This is a genomic window from Gemella sp. 27098_8_155, assembly GCF_041433725.1.
Taxonomy (GTDB): domain Bacteria; phylum Bacillota; class Bacilli; order Staphylococcales; family Gemellaceae; genus Gemella; species Gemella haemolysans_D.
The window spans coordinates 1-22,249 of the sequence record NZ_JAPWCA010000010.1; the positions used below are offsets into that span (position 1 = coordinate 1).

The 22,249-nt window shown below is 31.1% G+C and carries 15 protein-coding genes and 7 tRNA genes; 19 read left to right on the forward strand and 3 right to left on the reverse strand.

Annotated elements, in window-relative coordinates; translation table 11 throughout:
• Positions 1-35: 35 nt before the first annotated feature.
• The 7 genes from O5Y44_RS05460 to O5Y44_RS05490 all read left to right on the forward strand — a co-directional run bounded on the left by O5Y44_RS05460 (position 36) and on the right by O5Y44_RS05490 (position 646).
• Positions 36-112: transfer RNA gene (locus O5Y44_RS05460), tRNA-Asn, on the forward strand.
• Between the two features lie 6 nt (positions 113-118).
• Positions 119-193 (forward strand) — tRNA-Glu (locus O5Y44_RS05465).
• A gap of 7 nt (positions 194-200) precedes the next feature.
• A tRNA-Val gene (locus O5Y44_RS05470) sits at positions 201-276 on the forward strand.
• A 13-nt stretch (positions 277-289) separates the two neighbouring features.
• A tRNA-Tyr gene (locus tag O5Y44_RS05475) sits at positions 290-373 on the forward strand.
• Positions 374-382: 9 nt separating this feature from the next.
• Positions 383-458: transfer RNA gene (locus tag O5Y44_RS05480), tRNA-Gln, on the forward strand.
• Between the two features lies 1 nt (position 459).
• Positions 460-532 (forward strand) — tRNA-Lys (locus O5Y44_RS05485).
• Between the two features lie 42 nt (positions 533-574).
• A tRNA-Glu gene (locus tag O5Y44_RS05490) sits at positions 575-646 on the forward strand.
• 99 nt (positions 647-745) lie between these two features.
• Here the strand turns inward: O5Y44_RS05490 and O5Y44_RS05495 are convergent.
• Positions 746-2,038, reverse strand: coding sequence for a cytidine deaminase (locus O5Y44_RS05495; protein WP_316447212.1), 1,293 nt, complete (start codon positions 2,036-2,038; stop codon positions 746-748).
• A 193-nt stretch (positions 2,039-2,231) separates the two neighbouring features.
• Between O5Y44_RS05495 and gshAB the strand changes: the two genes are divergently transcribed.
• The 10 genes from gshAB to O5Y44_RS05545 all read left to right on the forward strand — a co-directional run bounded on the left by gshAB (position 2,232) and on the right by O5Y44_RS05545 (position 12,543).
• The gene (gene gshAB, locus O5Y44_RS05500; RefSeq protein WP_316447211.1) at positions 2,232-4,493 is read left to right on the forward strand and encodes a bifunctional glutamate--cysteine ligase GshA/glutathione synthetase GshB; all 2,262 of its coding nucleotides are present in this window, start codon (positions 2,232-2,234) and stop codon (positions 4,491-4,493) included.
• 533 nt (positions 4,494-5,026) lie between these two features.
• Complete coding sequence (locus O5Y44_RS05505) at positions 5,027-6,010, forward strand: mannose/fructose/sorbose PTS transporter subunit IIA (RefSeq protein ID WP_048802072.1); 984 nt, start codon at positions 5,027-5,029, stop codon at positions 6,008-6,010.
• A 24-nt stretch (positions 6,011-6,034) separates the two neighbouring features.
• Positions 6,035-6,844, forward strand: coding sequence for a PTS mannose/fructose/sorbose transporter subunit IIC (locus tag O5Y44_RS05510; protein ID WP_316447209.1), 810 nt, complete (start codon positions 6,035-6,037; stop codon positions 6,842-6,844).
• Between the two features lie 16 nt (positions 6,845-6,860).
• Positions 6,861-7,784, forward strand: coding sequence for a PTS system mannose/fructose/sorbose family transporter subunit IID (locus O5Y44_RS05515; RefSeq protein ID WP_316447208.1), 924 nt, complete (start codon positions 6,861-6,863; stop codon positions 7,782-7,784).
• Between the two features lie 79 nt (positions 7,785-7,863).
• Positions 7,864-8,232, forward strand: a complete 369-nt coding sequence (locus O5Y44_RS05520; RefSeq protein WP_316447207.1) for a DUF956 family protein — start codon at positions 7,864-7,866, stop codon at positions 8,230-8,232.
• 178 nt (positions 8,233-8,410) lie between these two features.
• Positions 8,411-8,968 (forward strand): MFS transporter, encoded by a 558-nt coding sequence (locus O5Y44_RS05525; RefSeq protein ID WP_316447206.1) that lies wholly within the window; start codon positions 8,411-8,413, stop codon positions 8,966-8,968.
• Between the two features lie 182 nt (positions 8,969-9,150).
• Positions 9,151-9,624, forward strand: a complete 474-nt coding sequence (locus O5Y44_RS05530) for an FMN-binding protein (protein WP_316447205.1) — start codon at positions 9,151-9,153, stop codon at positions 9,622-9,624.
• 1 nt (position 9,625) lies between these two features.
• Positions 9,626-10,414, forward strand: coding sequence for an FAD:protein FMN transferase (locus O5Y44_RS05535; protein ID WP_316447204.1), 789 nt, complete (start codon positions 9,626-9,628; stop codon positions 10,412-10,414).
• A 13-nt stretch (positions 10,415-10,427) separates the two neighbouring features.
• A complete protein-coding gene (locus O5Y44_RS05540; RefSeq protein ID WP_371465670.1) occupies positions 10,428-11,681 on the forward strand; it encodes a ferric reductase-like transmembrane domain-containing protein in 1,254 nt (417 codons plus the stop codon).
• A 190-nt stretch (positions 11,682-11,871) separates the two neighbouring features.
• Positions 11,872-12,543 (forward strand): acylneuraminate cytidylyltransferase family protein, encoded by a 672-nt coding sequence (locus O5Y44_RS05545; protein ID WP_316447202.1) that lies wholly within the window; start codon positions 11,872-11,874, stop codon positions 12,541-12,543.
• Positions 12,544-12,590: 47 nt separating this feature from the next.
• On the opposite strand, the gene O5Y44_RS05550 is transcribed toward O5Y44_RS05545, so the two are convergent.
• Positions 12,591-14,762 (reverse strand): transglycosylase domain-containing protein, encoded by a 2,172-nt coding sequence (locus O5Y44_RS05550; RefSeq protein ID WP_271987706.1) that lies wholly within the window; start codon positions 14,760-14,762, stop codon positions 12,591-12,593.
• A gap of 6 nt (positions 14,763-14,768) precedes the next feature.
• A complete protein-coding gene (recU, locus tag O5Y44_RS05555) occupies positions 14,769-15,344 on the reverse strand; it encodes a Holliday junction resolvase RecU (protein ID WP_271964804.1) in 576 nt (191 codons plus the stop codon).
• Between the two features lie 407 nt (positions 15,345-15,751).
• Between recU and O5Y44_RS05560 the strand changes: the two genes are divergently transcribed.
• Together O5Y44_RS05560 and O5Y44_RS05565 are read left to right on the forward strand one after the other, a co-directional pair.
• Positions 15,752-17,452, forward strand: coding sequence for a proline--tRNA ligase (locus O5Y44_RS05560; RefSeq protein ID WP_271964805.1), 1,701 nt, complete (start codon positions 15,752-15,754; stop codon positions 17,450-17,452).
• Between the two features lie 251 nt (positions 17,453-17,703).
• A complete protein-coding gene (locus tag O5Y44_RS05565; protein WP_316447201.1) occupies positions 17,704-22,053 on the forward strand; it encodes a PolC-type DNA polymerase III in 4,350 nt (1,449 codons plus the stop codon).
• The last annotated feature ends 196 nt before the right edge of the window (positions 22,054-22,249 follow it).

Below are 22,249 nucleotides of genomic sequence, written 5' to 3' on the forward strand. Positions count from 1 at the left end.
TTTGAGGTCTATTGCTAATGCATTAGACTTATTATTCCACAGTAGCTCAGTTGGTAGTAGCATCTGACTGTTAATCAGAGGGTCGCAGGTTCGAGTCCTGCCTGTGGAGCCATTTTTTGGCCCGTTGGTCAAGTGGTTAAGACACCGCCCTTTCACGGCGGTAACACGGGTTCGAATCCCGTACGGGTCACCATTTGAACGGAGGTTTAGCTCAGCTGGGAGAGCACTTGCCTTACAAGCAAGGGGTCAGCGGTTCGATCCCGTTAACCTCCACCATTTTAAATAAGCCGGGAAGATAGCGAAGAGGCTAAACGCGGCGGACTGTAAATCCGCTCCTTAGGGTTCAGTGGTTCGAATCCACTTCTTCCCACCATTCTAATATTGGGATATAGCCAAGCGGTAAGGCAACGGACTTTGACTCCGTCATTCCCCTGGTTCGAATCCAGGTATCCCAGCCATGAGCCATTAGCTCAGTTGGTAGAGCATTTGACTTTTAATCAAAGGGTCGAAGGTTCGAGTCCTTCATGGCTCATTAATTTAATAAAAGGCTAATTAATTAGCCTTTTATATTTTTGGCCCGTTGGTCAAGTGGTTAAGACACCGCCCTTTCACGGCGGTAACACGGGTTCGAATCCCGTACGGGTCATCTTAACCAAGTCGTAACTTTTGTTACGACTTTTTTTTATAATTAAGTTTTATAAAGATTAAAGAGCAAGTCTATTTATACTAGAATTGCTCTTTAATTTTATTTTTTTAATTCTTTTGCTGTGAAGCTAAGTGGTAATACTTCTTCAAAAAAGTTGTATACTGCATATGTGTTTTTTGATGTCCCTAGAATTAACTCGAATTCTTCATCTGCAAATTCCGAAATAACTTGTCGACATACTCCACAAGGTGGACAGTAATTCTCTAAATTTCCATTAGGACCACCTACAACTGCTATTTTTTTAAATTTTGTTACTCCTTCACTAACAGCTTTGAATATTGCAGTTCTTTCTGCGCAGTTAGTAGGAGAATAGCTTGCATTTTCTATATTACATCCAGTGTATATTTTACCATTATCAGCGAGTATTGCTGCACCAACTTTAAAGTTTGAATATGGAACGTACGCAAATTTTGTAGCTTCTATAGCGGCTTCTACTAGTGTTTGATTTATATCTTCGTAGAATTCATTTTTTTCCTTTAATAATTTCATAACTGAATCAGCAACGCCACCTTCAGAATTTGTTTTGTCAGTGATGAATTTAGAAGTTTTCTGTAGATCTTTATTTCCATTTTTCATTGCAATACTATATTCAACTATATCTAGCATGGCTTGATCATTAAGATTATCACCTATAGCAATAGCATTTTTTAAGTTGACATCATGTATATCAGCGACTATTTTTAATGCCTCACCTTTTGTTGCTTTTTTGTCCATAATTTCGACGTTATTAGCGCCTGATGATGTAACACTAATATTATCATTTCCTGAAAGTAGTTCAGTAGCATGTTTTAATTTTTCTAAATCATTTGATATACCGATTACTTTAATAGCAGGATTATTTTCTTGATTTAAGTATAACTCTATATTATCAACTTCTGTAATATGTCCTAATGCAAGTCTATTTCTAGCTTCTTGTCTTAAGTGCTGTTCGTTTGGTTCTTCGCCATTTGCTCGTATTAGATCTATATATGCAGTTATATCAGTTTCTATACTATTTGTATAAATTGTGTTTTTTGTATAAAGTTGATAGCTTATTTCTAAACTTTTTAATATTTCAATTGTATAGTATAAATCTTTTAATTTCATTGGAGTAATATTAATTATATTCCCATTCTTATCGTATATTATTCCTCCGTTGAAGCTTATAACATCACATTTTATATTTTCATCGTTTAATGCTGGTAATGCTTCATAATAGGCTCTTCCGGTCGCTACTACAAATTGAATTCCATTTTTTTGTGCAAATTTTATAAGTTCTATATTTTCTTTTGGGATTTTGTGGTCACTATTTAGTAAAGTGCCATCCATATCGCTAGCAATTAATTTAATCATGTAATTATAAGAAATACGATTGTTTATCGAATTTCATACCCCTTTCTTCAGTGTAATTTGATTATAACATAAGAGGAAGTATATTGTAAGTGTTTGTAATAATATACTTTGCTTTGAGTTTAATTTCTATTATAAATTGTATATTTATGATAAGATAGAATGTAACTAGATTGTATGTAGAGAGTGATAGAATATGATAATTAGAGATTTAATTAAAGATAATAATTTAGAAGAGATATTTACTAATGTAAAAATTGGTTTAGAAAAAGAGGGACAACGTATCTTAAAAGATGGTACGATTTCAAAAACAGATCATCCAAAAGTATTTGGAGTACGTCATGAAAATCCATATATACAGACAGATTTTGCTGAATCACAAGTTGAACTTATTACAACCCCAGAAAACAGTGAAAAATCTGTACTTAGAGTATTAAATGCAGTTCATGAGGTTACACTTAAAAATATACCTGCTAATGAATTCATATGGCCATTAAGTATTCCAGCAATTTTACCTGATGAAAAGGATATAAGAGTTGCTCAATTTGAAAAAAAATCTGATGTGGAATATAGAGAATATTTAGTAGAAAAATATGGTAAATATAAACAGATGGTTTCAGGAATTCACTATAATTTCCAACTTGATGATAAGTTTATGGAGAAAATTTCAGAAATTACTAAGAAAGATTTAGTTAGAGTAAAAAATGAAATTTATTTAAAATTAGCTAGGCAATTTATTAGATACCAATGGATATTAATATACCTATATGGAGCTTCTCCATTAGCTGAAGATAAGTATTTTACAAATGGAATAAAACCTGATCATTATGTGAGGAGTTTACGTACTAGTCGCTTTGGCTATGTTAACGATGATGATATTAAAGTATCGTATAGTTCATTAGAAAAATATATTGAAGATATTACAGGTTATGTGAAAAATGGCAATCTAATAGCTGAAAAAGAATTTTACTCTAGTGTTCGTTTTAGAGGTGCTGATACTATCGTGAAATTTCCTAAAGAAGGTATTAAATATATGGAATTCCGTCTTTTCGATTTAAATCCATTTGCACCTTTTGGTATTTTAGAAAAAGATATAAGATTTGTTCATTTATTCCTAAAAACATTAGTTTGGTTAGATGAAGTGAATAAAGAAACTTCAGAATCATTAGGTTATGAGTATAGTGAAAATGTCGCATTAACTCATCCATATGAAAATGTTCCTTATGAGGAAGAAGGAATATGGTTATTAAGTCAAATGAAAGAACTAGTTAAGGAATTAGGTTTATTTGACAATGATATTAAATTAATTGATGAAAAAATAGATGAACTACAAAATCCAAAAAATACTCTAGGAGCTAAGTTATTAGCTGAGTATGAAAAAGATAACAATATGTCTAGAGTTGGTATCGAACTTGCTGAAAAATATAAAGAAGAGGCATTAAGAGAATATTATTCATTAAGTGCTTTTGCTAACATGGAACTCTCTACACAGGCGGTAATAGAAGATGCTATAAAAAATGGAATTAAAGTAGATGTAATTGATGAAAATGATCAATTTATTCGTTTAGAAAATAAAGATCATATTGAATATGTAAAAAATGGAAATATGACGAGTAAAGATAGTTACATCTCTCCATTAATTATGGAAAATAAAGTAGTAACAAAAAAAGTTCTTGCTGAAAAAGGTTTTAGAGTACCTAAAGGATATGAGGTATCTAGTTTAGATGAAGCAATTCAGAAGTTTAATTATATAAAAAATAAACCAATAGTTATAAAACCAAAAAGCACTAATTTTGGATTAGGTATAACGATATTTAAAAATGGAACAAATTCGTTAGAAAACTATTCAAAAGCTGTAGAATTTGCATTAAAAGAAGATAAAGATATATTAATTGAAGAATTTATAGAAGGAATAGAGTATAGATTTTTCGTAATTGAAGGAAAAACAGAAGCTGTATTATTAAGAGTTCCTGCCAATGTAGTTGGTGATGGAAAACATATAATTAGAGAATTAGTTGAGATAAAAAATTCTAGTCCATTAAGAGGAGACGCAAAAAAAACTCCACTGAAAAAAATTGAATTAGGAGAGATTGAAAAACTACAATTAGCTGAACAAGGATTAAACTTCGATTCAATATTACCAGAAAACAAGGTTGCATATCTTAGAGAAAACTCTAATATAAGCACAGGTGGAGATTCTGTAGATAAGACAGATGCTGTTCATGAAAGTTATAAAAAATTAGCTGTAGAAATTACTGATGCTATGATGGCTAAAGTATGTGGAGTTGACTTGATTATTCCAGATATAACAGAAGAAATAAATGGAGAAAATTACGGTGTTATTGAGGCTAATTTTAATCCTATGATGATGATGCATATCTATCCACATTCGGGTAAGTCAAGAAGATTATCACTAAATGTACTGAAAATGTTATTCCCGGAAAGAAACATTAAATAATACAAGTATAATTGATAAATAGTTAATGAATGGGGCTGACCCAAAAATCATAAAATTTAACAAAGTGTATATGAGAACTCATAGACGCAGTGATTTATTGATATCTAAATTCGCTTTATAAAAGCTTTTTAGATATCTAATAACCTGTACGGGGGTGACTCTACAAAATCGATTTCTTTGAAATCACGATTTTTGAGTCACTCCCATTTTTATATTTTAGAAAAATAGAAAGAATATTATGAAAGTTTGAAAATAATATTTTCATATAATTATTTTTAAAATTAAAATTTACATATAGAGTGACTAAAATAAAACTTAATTTAACTTACAAAAGCTATACTAATAGTTTTTATGCTTAAATAATAAAAAAAATATGTTTACCATCCTACCTTATAAAATAGAAATCAATCTCAAAATTTGTAAAGTAAGAAACTTAAACATTTACAAAAAAATTAATAAATGATATAATTTATTTGTATGCAAAGGTATACACGTCATAATAAAATAAGTATTTTATAAAAGGAGGTACTAAGATGGTAGGAATTATCATCGCGAGTCACGGTGAATTCGCTGCAGGAATTAAACAATCAGGTTCTATGATTTTTGGTGAACAAGAAAAAGTAGAATCAGTTGTATTTATGCCTAGTGAAGGACCTGAAGACCTGCAAAGAAAACTTCAAGAAGCTATCGCTAAAGTAGATTCTGAAGAAATTCTTTTCCTTGTCGATCTTTGGGGTGGAAGTCCATTTAACCAAGCTAATAAGTTATTTGAAGAAGCACCAGAGAAAAGAGCAATCGTAGCAGGATTAAACTTACCAATGCTTATCGAAGCATACGCAAGTAGATTCACTATGACAACAGCTCACGAGATTGCAAAAGCAATTACACCAACAGCTATTGATGGGGTTAAAGTTCGCCCTGAAGAACTACAACCTAAAGCAGAAGTAGCTGAAAGCACAACAGCTGCACCACAAGGAGAGATTCCTGAAGGTACAGTGTTAGGAAACGGGAAAATTGACTTTGTATTAGCCCGTATCGATACTCGTCTACTACACGGACAAGTTGCTACTAACTGGACAAAAGCAACTCATCCAAACAGAATTATTGTAGTTTCAGATTCAGTATCAAAAGATGAATTACGTAAAAAACTTATTGAGCAAGCAGCTCCTCCAGGAGTGCGTGCACACGTAATTCCATTGGATAAACTTGTTCAAGTTTATAATGATCCACGATTTGGTGATACAAAAGCATTATTACTATTTGAAACACCACAAGACGCTCTTGCAGTAATCGAAAAAGGAGTAGAGATTCCAGAATTAAACATTGGTTCTATGGCTCACTCTGTTGGTAAAGTTCAAATTAACAACGTATTATCGTTAGATCAAGAAGATGTAGAAGTATACAAAAAACTTCGTGATTTAGGTGTTAAATTTGATGTTCGTAAAGTATCTAACGATTCTCCATCAGATTTATTCAAACTTATTGAAGCTAAATCAAGTGAAGGTTTAAAATTATAATTTAATAGAAATTAGGAGGACACTATGGAATTTAGTATTCTAACAGTTATATTAGTCCTAATTGTTGCGTTTTTAGCTGGTATGGAAAGTATCTTAGACCAATTCCAATTCCATCAACCAATTATTGCTTGTTCTTTAATCGGTTTAGCAACAGGACATTTATCAGAAGGTATTATTTTAGGTGGAGCTCTTCAATTATTAGCACTTGGATGGGCTAATATTGGGGCTGCGGTTGCTCCCGATGCAGCTTTAGCATCAGTAGCATCTGCTATTATTTTCATTAAAGCTGGAGATTTCTCAGCTGAAGGGCGTATTATTGCTATCGCAACAGCTGTTACATTAGCTACAGTTGGTCTTGTACTTACAATGGTTGTTCGTACACTATCAGTAGTTATCGTTCACCAAGCTGACCGCGCAGCAGAACACGGTAACTTCCGTGGAGTTGAATTCTGGCACTACGTAGCACTTGCAGCTCAAGGATTACGTGTTGCTATTCCAGCAGGATTATTAATGTTCATTCCATCATCAGTAGTTCAAAAAGCTCTTGAAGCATTACCAAAATGGTTCACAGAAGGTATGGCAATCGGTGGAGGAATGGTAGTTGCAGTTGGTTTTGCAATGGTTATCAACTTAATGGCAACTAAAGAAGTGTGGCCGTTCTTCTTCTTAGGATTTGCATTAGCACCAATTAGCCAATTAACACTTATCGCAACAGGTATCATCGGATTATGTTTAGCTATTATTTACTTAAACCTTTCTAAAAACAAAGGTGGCGGCGGAAGTGGAAATACTTCATCTGGGGATCCACTAGGCGATATCTTAAACGATTATTAATAAGGAGGAACTACAAATGTCAGAGAAAAAAATTACATTAAGTAAAAAAGATCGTCGTAGCGTTATGTTACGTTCTCAGTTCCTTCAAGGTTCATGGAACTATGAACGTATGCAAAATGGTGGTTGGGCATTTGCTTTAATCCCAGCACTTAAAAAATTATATCCAAACAAAGAAGATGCAACTCAAGCATTAAAACGTCACTTAGAGTTCTTTAACACTCACCCATATATTGCAGCACCTATTCTAGGGGTTACACTTGCTTTAGAAGAAGATAAAGCAAATGGAGCTGATATTGATGATGCAGCAATCCAAGGGGTTAAAGTTGGTATGATGGGACCATTAGCAGGTATTGGGGATCCAGTATTCTGGTTTACAGTTCGTCCTATCCTTGGAGCTATCGCAGCTTCATTAGCAACTGGTGGTTCAATTATTGCACCATTATTCTTCTTTATCGCATGGAACTTAATCCGTATTGGATTCTTATGGTATACACAAGAATTCGGATATAAAAAAGGTTCTGAAATTACAAGTGACCTTTCAGGTGGTATTTTACAAACAATTACAAAAGGAGCTTCAATCCTTGGTATGTTCGTAATGGGGATTTTAGTTCAACGTTGGACTAACATCAGCTTCCCATTGGTAGTTTCTAAAGTACCGTTAGATGAAAAAGCATTTATTCATTTCCCAGAAAAAGGCACACACATTACTGGTGAAGTATTACAAGATATTGTTACAAAAGCAACAAGTGGTAAATTCTCATTAACACCAGAAAAAGTTATAACATTACAAGATAACTTAAATCAACTTATTCCTGGATTTGCAGCGTTATTATTAACATTCGTATGTATGTGGTTATTAAAACGTAAAGTAAGCCCAGTAGTAATAATCTTTGGATTATTCGCTTTAGGTGTAATTGCTCACGTAGCAGGTGTAATGTAATAAAGCATAGGAGGTTGAGGCAAGATGTCTCAACTTCCTTTTTAAAGTTAGTAAAGAAAATAGAGTAGAGGTGTTAGTTATGGTAGTATCAATGAATACTAAGGTAATTTATACAACGAAAGCTAATTGTCTTACTGGATCAATTGGGAACAAACATGGAGATGTTATGGTAGGAGATAAAGCTTTTGAGTTCTATAATCATAGAAATCCAGAAGATTATATTCAAATACCTTGGACTGAGATTGAAAAAGTACGAGCACAGATGTTTTTTAGAGATAAATATATCAGAGGATTTTTTATCGATACAAAAAGAGCTGGGAGTTTCAATTTTATAGTCAAAAATTCTGGAAAATGTTTAAAAGAAATGAGAGAATTTATTGGTAATGACAAGATAGTAAGGAATAAACCAGTATTATCATTAAAAAAATTATTTAGAAAAAAAGATTAATACTCTGATATTAGTCTTTTTTTAATTTTAAAAATATTTTCATGAAAAAGCAATGTAAATAGCATATTTTTCTTGTATTTTCTGAATATTTATATTAAACGAATATAGTATTTTAGAAATAGTATTATAATATCTTATAGGTGTACTAATTTTAAAAGAGAAAGAAAGAGGTAAATAGATGGAACTATCATCAAATTCTCCTACTCGAAGGCAAGGTATAATTATGTTTGCATTGCTAATTACAGCATATGTAGTATTTGCTACAAACTGGGTAGCAGGATCAAATTTATCGAAACAAATTACAGATCATTATTTTAATGGTGAGAAAGTATCACCTATAATATCTGAGGTTGTTAACTATACAATTACAATTGCTAGAATTATAGCTAATTTATTAGCAGCATTTATTTTGATTAGATTACATCCAAGAAAAGCTGCACTGTTAGCATTATTCTGTCTATGTTTTTCATTTTTTGCTATATTCACTCATAATTATTGGCTATATACAATATCTAGAATGATAATGGCATTTGGTGGATCAATGATTATAGTTTTCATAAATTCATTTGTGTCGAAATTTATACCAAATGATAAGAAAATAATGACAAGTGCAATCATTACCGCAGCATACAATGTGGGGGCTGCTTTGGTTGTTATATTATTTTTGTTTTTAGATTTCCAGAAACAAGACCGAAGAAATAAAAAAGAAATCTTTAGAGGTAAAAAATATCTCTAAAGATTTTTTATTTTAAAATTATGTTAACTAAAATGAAATAATTTTGATATGATTCTGAAATTTTCACATTAGCTATAATTTAGTTAGAAATAATATAATATTTATTAATGCAATCTAGTAGGTCATATATTAAAAATATGGTATATTATCCTTAAAAGTATAGGAAATAAAGGAGAGATAACATGAGTAAAATAAAGAAAACAGCATTAATAGGAGTAGTAGGTGCATCTGCTTTAACAGCAGGGTATTATACTTTTGTGAAACCAAGTATACAAACTACAACATCAAATCAAAAAACGCAGAACACTAATCAAGCAGAAAATAAAGAATCAAAAAATACAACAAATAGTACAATTTCTTCAACAAAAGAAGGTGTAACGTATAAAGATGGTACGTACACAGGTGCAGTAACTAAAACAAATAAAGGTGATTTTCAAGTAAGTGTTGTTGTTCAAGGTGGGAAGATTTCTAATGTAAATGTGCTACTTCAACCAGATGAAGAATTTTCACAAAGTATTAATAAGACAGCGCTTCCTAAGTATGTTGAAGAAGCGATAGAAGCACAGAGTAGTGATATTGCATTAGTATCAGGAGCGTCTGAAACTTTTGAAGGATTCAAAGGTTCATTACAGGATGCATTAAATAAGGCTAAATAAGATGATTAAGTATAAAACTTATGTTTTAAAAAGAATGAATATGCCTTTTACAATTATTTTTGTAAAGAATAATTTCGATGAAACTTTAATAGAGGCATTGAATCAAGTTATCGATGAGATTGATAAATATTTGAAAAAAGTAGAAGAAAAATTTTCGACATTTCTACCTGATAGTTTGGTTAGTAGGCATACCGATTTAGGTGAAGTTTTACAAGAAAATTTTTTTGATTTAGAATATCAAGAAGTTTACAGTCGTTCAATTTTAGCTGAAAAAGAGACACGAGGCTTATTTAATCCATTTTTTGAAGGAAAATATAATCCAACGGGACTTGTTAAAGGTTGGGCTATAGAAACTGTTTTTATGAAATATATTAAGCCATTAATTGATAATAATATTATAGAAGCTGGTGCAATTAATGGAGCTGGAGATATGCAAGTGGGTACTAGTCTTGATAGTGATTTTTCTTGGGAAATAGGGATAGAAAATCCTGAAGATAGAGAAAAGATAATAGCTAGATACAGTATAAAAAATGGAGCGGTGGCAACCTCGGGGATTAATAAAAAAGGCCAGCATATTAAAAGTGAGAATGATATTGAGCATATCCAAGTTACAGTTATTGGAAGATACTTATCAGATGTAGATATAATGGCAACAGTGGGTATAGTATCTAATAAAAATGTTTGGAGTGAATTTGTAGAAAAAAATAAATTGACTGGAATTTTGTTAACAAAAGAGGGAATTAAAAGAGTATTTGAGGAAGGAAAAATAACGGATGTTGAGAGAACATAAATTTATATTTAATATGATTTGGTTAATAGTACTATTAACGATACCATTACTATTAATAATAACAGTAGGAAATGGTTTACCTGAGGTGTTTGGAAGTAGAGTATTAGCGATTAATTTAGGAGTATTTGCATATTCATGGATGCTTTCAGCAATATTCTTATCGACTCAACCTAAATGGTTAGATAGAATAATAGGTTTACCAGATATGTATATAATTCATGGAGTAACTGCAATTTTTGCCGTAATTTTTATGTACTTGCATGATCAGTTACTAAAGTCGTCAGGACTTATAAAATTAACTGGTGAGTGGGCAATGTATATATTTATGGCAATAATTGTCTATTCTCTTGTTTTTATGGCAGGTTGGTTAACTTCAAGGATTAGTATTTTGATGAAAATAAAGAAAGTATTAGAAAAAATATTTAAACATGAATTATCTATGTGGATACATAGGCTTAATTTAGTAGCTGCGGTACTTGCATTTTTACATGTACTTCTGATTCCTTATATTAGAAGTATAGTTCCATTTACAGTATTAGTTATTTTATACACTGTTATAGCGTTTGGAGCATACGGGTACTATGCATATAATAAATACTTAAATGTTCAAGTTGGTATTTTAAAAAATGTCAGAAAAGTAGATGAAAATATAACTGAATTAACAATAACAACTGGTAAATCAGTTTTAAGAAAAATAGAAGCGGGAGATTTTTCATTTATTTCTTTTCCGAATGTAAAAGGAATGAAAGAACCTCATCCGTTTTCTATTTTAAATATTCCAGAACGTGATGGATACGTTCAAATGTCGATAGAAGGAGTAGGAGATTTTACTGAAAATTTATCTAATTTAGAAGTAGGAGAAAAAGTTAATTTAACAAGAGGATATGGAGTCTTAAGTTCAATGATAGAAAAATCTGGTAAGAATGAAAAGTTTGTTCTTATTGGAGGAGGGATTGGTGTCGTTCCTTTACTTGGATTAGCAGATAAGTTTGACGATAAAGATATCACATTTTTATATACTGTAAAAAAAGATAAGAAATTATTATATCAAGAAAAATTTGAATTATGGAATGAAAGAAGTAATTTTAAATCATATTGTCAAAATGGGAGGTTTACTTCTGAACAATTAAGTGATTATTTACCAATTGGAGATGACTATAATTATATTATTGCAGGCCCAATGGTGATGAATATTTCATATGAAAAACTATTAAAAGAAAAAGGGATAGGAAAAAATAGAATATTCTATGAAGGATTTAATTTCTAACATAGAGATTAATAAGGTTGTGTGGTAGTGACTCAAAAATCGTGATTTCGTAGAAACAAGATTTTGTCGAGTCACCCCCGCACAGGTTATTAGATATCTAATTTTTATTTATTATATAATCGTATAGTTTAAAATGCATTATGGTGTTATAATAGTTAATGATAAAACATCATAAGGAAGTAGGATAAACTTGAAAAAAATTGGAATTATATTAATAAGAAAAAGTTCAAAAGGTCTAGCAGACAAAAATATAAAGCTATTTTGTGGAAGGCCATTATGTTTTCATACTATAGATGTGGCATTGGAAAGTGGCAAATTTGATGAAGTTTGGATATCTTCTGATTCAGAAGAATATTTAGATATTTGTAGAGAAGAATATGGTGAGAAATGTATTTATAAGATTCGTGATGAAAATGTTTCACTAGATTCTTCAACGACATTCGATACATTAAATTATTTATTTAAGGACATACAAGAAAATTTTATATTTATAAATTTGCAAGTCACATCACCTATAAGAAAGAAAGAGCATATACTAGATGCTTTTGATTTGTTTGAAAAATGTGACCATTTAGTGTCATTTAGTAATTATAGATTAAATAAAAGTTTATTTATGGATGAAAATGATGGATATTTGATACCTTCAAGGCATGGTGGTGATTATAGAAGACAGGATGAGCCGGTTAATATTTATCCAAATGGTTCAATATGGATGTCTACAAAAGACAATTATTTAAGGGATAAAACATTTTATTCAAAAAGAACAAAAGTATTTAAGATGGAAAAAATATATAGTTATGATATTGATGATGAGTTAGATTTTTTTATCTGTGAGAGTATATATAAGAAAATTATGAATTAATAATAAAAGAATCGCAAGAAATTTTTATTTCTTACGATTCTTTTATTTTATCGCCTACGATTATTTTGGGCGGCTCTAGTTGATCCTGCTGTATTGTTAGCAGAAGCTCTTGAATTTGCTGTACCTTGATTTATAGTTGCTCTAGTAGCTGAGTTTGTTAGTGAATTAAATACTGATGTTAATGCAGAACGATTATCACGTTGTTTTTGTGCAAGTGCTGCTTGATAAACAGCATCACGATCACTACCAGCATACATATAGTCTGTTTCTTTATTTCTTTCTTTAGCGTATTCAACTCCATTTTTCGACTCGATTCCTGCTGGTTTTTCAAATGCTGCAGGAACTTTATTATCTGAAGCTTTCTTCATAACATTTGCCATTATAACTTGGGTTGTTTTTGCTTGCTCATAAGATAAAGCTTTAGCAGCTGAATCGACTACATCAGCTCCTTGCCAAACTGCAACAGTATAGTCAGTGGTATAACCTATCATCCAGCTATCTTTTGTAGAATTAACTACATCAATTCCATAGTTGTAATATGCGGTGTCATCGAAGGTACTAGATCCAGATTTACCAGCCATGTCAAAGTTTGGAATTTTACCATTAGGAGATGTTCCATCTTCAGTTAAAACTCCTTTTAAGACGTTTGTCATAAGATAAGCTGTTTCCTCAGACATTGCTTTTACAGGCTCAGACTTAATATTTACCAATTCTTTACCATTAGCATTAAATACTTTTACAATAGTAGAAGGTTTGTTATAGTAACCTTTATTACCGAATGAAGCAAAGGCTCCAGCCATTTGTAAAGTTGAAACTCCATCAACATTACCACCGATTGCTGTAGTAGGTTCATCTTTAGTTACAGGTATTCCTAATCTTTCAGCAAAAAGTTTAGATCTTTCATATCCTACAGATTCGAAAGCGCGTACTGCGGGAATATTGTAAGACCAAGACACTGCTCGAGTCATAGGCACTGTTCCATGATAAATTCTATCCCAGTTTTGAATATAAAACTCAGTTCCAGCTATTTTATATGGTGTATCAGAAAATGTTGTTTGTGGGTCCCAACCATAATATTCTATCCCAGGAGCATAGTCGATTAGAGGTTTAATTGATGAACCAGGTTGTACACGTGCGTCTACTGCGAAGTTATAACCACCAGCTTTATAATTTTTTCCTCCACCGATAGCTTCAACAAGTCCAGTTTTAGTATCAAGAACAGAAATAGCGGCTTGAGAAGCATGCGGTGTCATCGGGTAAGATTGATTGTCTAACATATCTTGAACATACATTTGTAATTCGGGATTTAAGTTAGTATAAACTTTTAGTCCCATAGACAATGGATCTTTAACATTTTCAAAGTTTTTATTTTCTTTTAATTCTTTAGTAATTTGATCTATGTAAGCAGCAAACTTAGGATTATAAGTGTGTTGATTAGCTCTTTCTTCTTTTGTTTTGCTTACAATACCTTCAGTAATTGGTGTATTAACTGCATTATTGTATTCATCTTCTGAGATTTTTCCATTACTTAAAAGTGCATATAATACAGTATCGCGTCGTTCTTTAGCTTGTTCAGGATAATCGTAAGGATTATATAATATTGGTTGTTGAGGCATACCAGTCAAAAGAGCAACTTGTGGTAAAGTCAACTGATCTAATTCTTTATTATAGAAATACTTGGCAGCTGTTTTTATACCGTATTGTCCATCAGAATAGTATATTTTGTTCATATACATTTCTAATATATCTTTTTTAGAGTATTTATTTTCTAATTTTAAAGATAAGTATGCTTCTTGAATTTTACGTTGTAACGATTTATCTGATGTAAGTAATGAATTTTTTACTACTTGTTGAGTTATTGTACTAGCACCTTGTTGAGCAGAATTAGAACGTATGTTAACAAGAACTGCTTTGATAAGACGAATAGGATCGATCCCAAGGTGAGAATAGAATCTTGTATCCTCTGTTGAAAGAACCGCATCAGTTATATTTTTAGGGATATCTTCTAATGATACATATTCTCTTTTTTCAGCTCCAACAGTAGCGATTAAATTAAGATTTTTATCATAGATTTCCGATGATAAAGGATCTTGTAAGTTTGCCTGAGTAATATCAGGAACATCTCTTAATTCACGTGCAAATAGTATCATAACAACAAAGAATAATACTAAGCAGATTGAAAAAAAGATTGAACTTATATATTTAAACAAAGTTTTCATCTGTTATTAAAACTCACTTTCATTATTTTTTATAATATTTAAATAATCTAATCTTATTTTATAGTTGAATGATAATTCAAATGCCGATTCTTCAAATTCACTAAGTTTTATTGATTTTCTTCCTCCGTTATTAGCTCGATTATGAAAGAAAATAAAATTTTTAAAAGGTAAAATAAAGGTTCTATCTATCTTTTTAAAACGAACTATGATAAAAGTTATTCCACCGTGATTTAAAATTTTTTGCATATGTTCGATTTGGTGATCATGGATATTATTTAGAGAAAACGAAGTGGCTGAATTAGTTTCTTTTGCCTCGAAATCAATATATTTTCCATTCCAAAGACCGTTGTAATCCGTAGTAGAAGGTGTTTTATAGAATGCTTTAGTAATCATAGCGCTAGATCTACTAGGATAATTAACTTCAACAATTTGAATAGGAATTGGTTTTTTATGAATTACAGCTATGTCATTATTTAAATAATATTTATTCGCAAAATTTATATCCTCTTCAAGTTCCATCCCTCTATTAGAATACTTAGTTTTTTGAATAAAATTACCTTTTTTATTAGGATAATTAAACATATATCCCTCCATAAATAATTATCTTATTTATTATACTATATTATTAGAAAAAATTAAATTACTAACAACTAAAAATATAATATTTTCGAAAAAATCTTGAAAAAGAAGTAACAGAAGATAAAGATAAAAAGTGTTGATAAATTAGTAATAATGAAAATCGCTATTAGTGTAGTAAAAAAAGATATATAACAGTATTAAATTCATGAGTAAGTGTTTAATAAAAAAATACAATAGAAAGTGAAAGTAACACTGATTATAGTTTTAAATGTAATATTTAAAATTTAATAACAATAAATTACAGCTATGTAATACAGTAATATATTTATAAAAAAGTGAAATTATTTGAAAAAAATCATAAGTTTTGTGGTATAATATAAGTAATTTTAAAAATGAGAGGTGGTATTGTTATGAGACAATCAAGAACATTTATTCCAACAACAAGAGAAGTACCATCCTCTGCAGAAGCAACAAGTCACAAGTTGCTTATTAAAGCGGGGATGGTGAAGCAGGTATCTGCAGGAGTTTACACTCATCTTCCCTTAGCTACTAAAGTAATTCAAAAAATTGAAAAAGTTATAAGAGAAGAACACGAAAAAATTGGTGCTGTAGAATTATTAATGCCAATTTTACAATCAGATGAATATTGGAAAAAATCTGGTCGCTGGAACAAAATGGGAGACGAGTTAATTCGTGTTACAGACAGAAAAAATGCTGGGTATGCATTAAGTCCAACCGCTGAAGAAATTATCTGTCAAACAGTTAGTAACATGGTAACTTCATATAAACAACTTCCAGTGAACTTATACCAAATTCAAACTAAATTCCGTGATGAAATTCGTCCACGTTTAGGTTTATTACGTTGTAAAGAGTTCATCATGAAAGATGGTTATTCTTTCCACGATACACCAGAATCTTTAAGAGAAACTTATAAAGATTATTATCAAGCCTACAGTAATATTTTTGATAGATTTGAACTTAAATATCGTGCGGTAAAAGCTGATTCTGGAAATATCGGAGGAAGCTATACTCATGAGTTTCAAGCTTTAGCAGAAGTTGGAGAAGATACTATTGCGTATACTGAAGAGAGTGATTACGCAGCAAATATTGAAACTGCAGCGGTAGTTGAACAAAACTACACTATGCCTACTGGTTTTGAGAAAAAAGATCGTAGTTTATTAGAAACTCCAAATCAACAAACTATCGATGAAATCGCTGCATACTGTGGTGTTGAAGTAAACCGTGCTATGAAAGCATTAGCTTTAAAAGCTGATGGAGAATTCTATTTAGTTCTTATGCGTGGTAACGATCAACTTAATGATATTAAATTCATGAAAGCTACAGGAACTTCTGAAGTAGAAATGGCAACTGAGCAAGAAATTGAAGAAGTTATGGGAAGTGTAGTAGGTTACATGGGACCATTTGGCATTAAAAACTGTAAAGTAATCGGTGATAATGCTATTAAATATATGTACAATCACAGCTGCGGAGCTAACAAAAAAGGATTCCACTATATTAATGTAAATCCAGGGGATTATGAAATCGATGCTCACTACGACCTTCGTATGATTGAAGAAGGAGATTTAGCTGAAGACTTATCAGGACCAGTTAAATTCGCTAAAGGTATCGAAGTAGGACAAGTGTTCGAACTTGGTAAAGGATACTCAGAATCTATGGACATTACTTACTTAGATGCAAATGGTCGTGCAAATCACTTCTATATGGGATGTTACGGAATCGGGGTAACTCGTGTTATTTCAGCAATCATTGAACAACATAGTGATGATAAAGGAATTATCTGGCCTAAAGAAGTAGCTCCATATCAAGTTCACTTAGTATGTGTAGATGTTAAGAAAGAAGAACAAGTAAAACTTAGTGAAGAATTATATGCTAAGTTAACGGCTGCTGGGTATGAAGTACTTTATGATGACAGAGCAGAACGTGCTGGAGTTAAATTTAACGATGCGGATTTAATCGGTATTCCATTACAAGTAGTTGTAGGTAAAAAAGCTGGTGAAGGAATCGTGGAAGTTAAAGAAAGAAAAACTTTAGAAAAAGTTGATACAGAAGTTGCGGATGTATTAGCTAAAGTAGAAGCATTCTACAAATAATAAGAAAAAGTTAAAATAATAAATACCAATTAAAAATAAGTAGTTAATAGAAAATAACCATTTGTTTTTAGTTGGTATTTTTAGTATAATTTAAATAAGTATAAAATTATATTGTGTTGATAATTTATAATAATGTCTTATTAAAAAGCTAGTTCATTTTGTCAAAGTAGAAACAAAATGAATGGATTTTTTTCGTTTAGACGATATTTATTATAAAAATTTGTCGATTTAGTAAAACTATAGGAGGAAGCATGAGTAATAAACATTTTTCTTTATTGGTTAAAACATTAGAATTAGAAGAAAGATTAGCCGGCTCAAAACTTATTAATTTTTCTTTAGATAATATAGAAAAAGATAATAAAAATAAGACATGGACATTTAATTTCAGTGGTGAAACTTTGCCGTTAGCAGATGAATTAACATTACTTATACAAAAATTACGTGAAAGTTTTATGGGTGATTATGTTGTTAATTATCGCTTAAAGACAAGTAATATTGTAACTGATGAGCAAATAAAAGAATTTTGGAAATATATAATACTAGAGAATTTTTCGGAAATATCTCAAGTTTTATTAGAGAGTATTTTATTTAGTGAAATAGATGTAAACAACAATGTTTTAACTATGAAAATAATGGCTCCGTCTATTTGGAATAACTTTATTAATGAGAGAAAACACCAGATAATAAGTAGTTATTCTAACCTTGGTATTGCAATTAAAGATATCATTCCTAACTTTTCTAAAACTGATGTAGAAGCGGTGTTAGAAAGTCAAGAAGAGAAGATTTCCCAGGAAATTGTAAAACTAGAAGAAATTGATAAGAAAAATGCGGAAAGAAAACCAAAAGAACCTGAGAAAAAATTTGCTGCCTTCGGTGGAGGTGGGGGAACTCGTTATGGACAAGAAATTCGTGATGAAGATATCGTTGAAATTAAGGATGTTATTGGTTATGCCGGCGATGTAACAATAATGGCTCAAGTTTTTGGAACTGAAGAAATTGTTCATAGAAATGGTTCAAGTCAATACCGCTTAAAACTTACTGACTACAGTGATTCTATAATACTAAGACTATTTGGTAATAATCCTAATTCTAAGTTTCAAAATAAAAGAAGAAATGAACTTATCGATTTAGTAAAAGGAATAAAAAAAGGGCAATGGCTTAAGATTCATGGAAGTGTTAGTAATGATCCATATTTAAGAGATACAATTATTGAACCGAAGTCCATTGAGGTTGCTCACAAAGATGAAAAGAAAGATAATTATAGTGGTAAAAAAAGAATAGAGTTAAATACTCATACAAAAATGAGTCAGTTAGAAGGTATTTCTTCTGCGAAAGAATATATAGCTAGGGCTATGGATTGGGGACACGAAGCTATTGCTTTCACTGATACTTATGGAGTTCAAGCATATCCAGAAATTTGTCTAAGTTCAAAAGGAAAAGATATTAAACCTATTTATGGTCTTAATGCTTTTATTATGGATGATAGTATTACTGCTACAACTAACCCAAAGAATCTTAAATTAAAAGATGCTACTTATGTTGTATTTGACGTTGAGACTACAGGTCTTTCTGCCGAACGTGATAGACTAATCGAGATAGCTGCGGTTAAGGTGAAAAATGGAGCTGAAATAGACAGTTTTGAAAGTTACATTAATCCACAAAGACCTATTTCAGAATTAATCACAAGATTAACGAGTATTACTAATGATGATGTTAGAGATGCTCCATTAGAAAAAGAAGTCATGACTAATTTTTATAATTGGTTAGATAAAGATGACATATTAGTAGCACACAACGCTAAATTTGACCTTGGTTTCTTAGATACATGTTTTGAGCGACTAGGTTTAGAGAATAAGAATAATGCTAGTATAGATACGTTATTTGTCTCTCGTGCCGAAAATAAAGAAGCTAAAAGGCATGGTCTTAGTAATTTAGCCAAATTATATAAAGTGCGTTTAGTACAACACCACAGGGCAATTTATGATACTAAAGCTACTGCAGAGATTTTTGTGAAAATGTTAGATCAATTGTATGAACTTGGCATTGAATATCATAATGAGATTGATGAAAAGATTGATTTAGAACTTGCACATAAACGCTCTAGAACTTTTCCATGTTCAATTTTAGTTAAGAATGCAAAAGGATTGAAAGATTTATTTAGATTAGTATCTTATAGTTGTACTAAATATTTAAATTCAGCTAAGCCTACAATTCCACGTAGCTTATTAGAACAATATCGTGAAGATTTATTAATCGGTAGTGGTAATGGTGATAATGAAGTATTTGAAGAATTGTTAAACTCAAAAGAAGCTAAGGTGGAAAATATAATTGATTTTTACGATTATATAGAAATTCAGCCAAAACATCATTATGCTAATTTCATAAGAAATGAAAGAATATCAGATAATGCCGAGTTAGAAGAAATTCTGAAAAAATTAATAAAATTAGCAGAGAAAAAAGAAAAAATAGTTGTAGCAACAGGGGACTGTTATTATTTAGATGAATATCAACATGTTTATCGACAAATATTAAGACTAACGGTGAAAAGTAATCCTGGTGCACGAGACTTAAAACCCATGGCAACATTTTTAACGACTGAAGAAATGTTAAAAGAATTCTCTTATCTTGATGAACAATTAAGAGAAGAAATAGTTATAGAAAATACTCATAAAATTAACGATATGATTGAGTTAGTAGTTCCGTTAAAAGATAAGTTATATACACCAAATATTGAAGGGGCAGCAGATGAAGTTCGTAATCTAAGTTATGATATGGCTCATAAAATATATGGAGAAGAGTTACCAGAAATAGTAGAAAAAAGATTAGAAAAAGAACTTGCATCTATTATTGGTAATGGATTCAGTGTAGTATATTTAATTTCACATAAGCTAGTTAAGAAATCACTTGATGATGGATATCTTGTAGGATCAAGGGGGTCTGTTGGTTCATCATTAGTTGCTACGATGATGGAGATTACAGAGGTTAATCCGCTAGCGCCACATTATGTTTGTCCAAAATGTAAACATAGTGAATTCTTCTTAAATGCAGAATATGCTTCAGGATTTGACCTTCCGAATAAAAATTGTCCTCATTGTGATGTGAAGATGATTAAAGACGGTCAGGATATTCCGTTTGAGACTTTCCTAGGATTTAATGGGGATAAAGTACCCGATATAGATTTAAACTTCTCTGGAGAATATCAAGCTACGGCACATAACTTTACGAAAGAAATTTTTGGTGAGGATTACGTATACCGTGCGGGAACAATATCGACAGTTGCCGAAAAGACGGCTTATTCATTTACTAGAGATTATTATGAGAAAAATGAAGTAGAAAAAAGAAGTATTGATATAGAAAGAATAGCAGCAGGATGTGAAGGCTCTAAGAGAACTACTGGTCAACACCCTGGAGGGATACTAGTTGTTCCAAATGATATGGACATTTTTGATTTTACGCCGTACCAATTCCCGGCGGATGATGAAACGAGTCCATGGCGAACTACTCACTTTGATTTCCACTCTATTCACGATAATATTTTAAAATTTGATATACTTGGACACGATGATCCGACTATGATAAGAAAACTTCAAGATTTATCAGGAATAGATCCTAAGACAATTGACGTATCTGATCCTGAAGTAATGGGTATTTTTTCAACAGTTGAGGCACTAGGTGTAACTAGAGATCAAGTGGATTCAGCAAGTGGAACTTTTGGAATACCCGAATTTGGAACAAACTTTGTTATTCAAATGTTAGATGATACGAAGCCGACTACATATTCGGAGTTAGTTCAGATATCTGGATTATCTCATGGTACCGATGTTTGGTTAGGTAATGCACAAGAATTAATCAAAAATGGTACATGTGAACTTAAAGATGTAATTGGATGTCGTGATGACATCATGGTATATTTAATACATGCTGGTTTAGAAGAAGGTTTATCTTTCAAAATAATGGAAAGTGTTAGGAAAGGTAAAGGTCTCACTGAAGATTTTGAAAAAGCGATGATTGATAATAATGTACCAGAATGGTATATTGATTCATGCAAAAAAATTAAATATATGTTCCCTAAAGCCCATGCATGTGCATATGTATTAATGGCCTTAAGAATTGCATGGTTTAAAGTGCATCAACCACTTACATATTACTGTGCATATTACTCAGTTAGAGCGAGTGATTTTGATATTATAACCGTTGTTAAGGGAGCAGAAACATTAAAAGCAAAAATTAAAGAAATAAAAACTACAGATAAGAATGAATTATCGAATAAAGATAAAGATGCTCTAGTAAGTTATGAGATAGCTAATGAAATGATGGAACGTGGTTTTACATTCTCAAAAGTTGATTTAGAAAAATCAGCAAGCCATGATTATATCATTGAAGGAAATACTTTAATTCCACCATTTTCAATAGTACCTGGGCTTGGAGATAACGTAGCGAATAAAATAGTTCAAGCGAGAGAAGAAAAATCGTTCCTTTCAATTGAAGACTTTTCGAAACGAGGAAGTGTTTCATCTACAGTAGTAGAGTATTTAAGAGAGATGGGAACATTAAAAGGCCTGCCTGAAAAAGCTCAATTATCTTTCTTTGATGAACTGTAATTGATAATTTTATTCATTAGAAATAGAGTAAAGTAAATAAAAAAGTGTTATTCTACAAAATTATAAAATCATAAAAAGTATTTTTTATGAAATTATCCTTTTTTGTAGAATAACTTTTTTAGAATTAGATTTTTAAATGATAGAAGATAATAATTATTCATTTATGTAATTTAAATTAGTTTTTCATTATTTGATA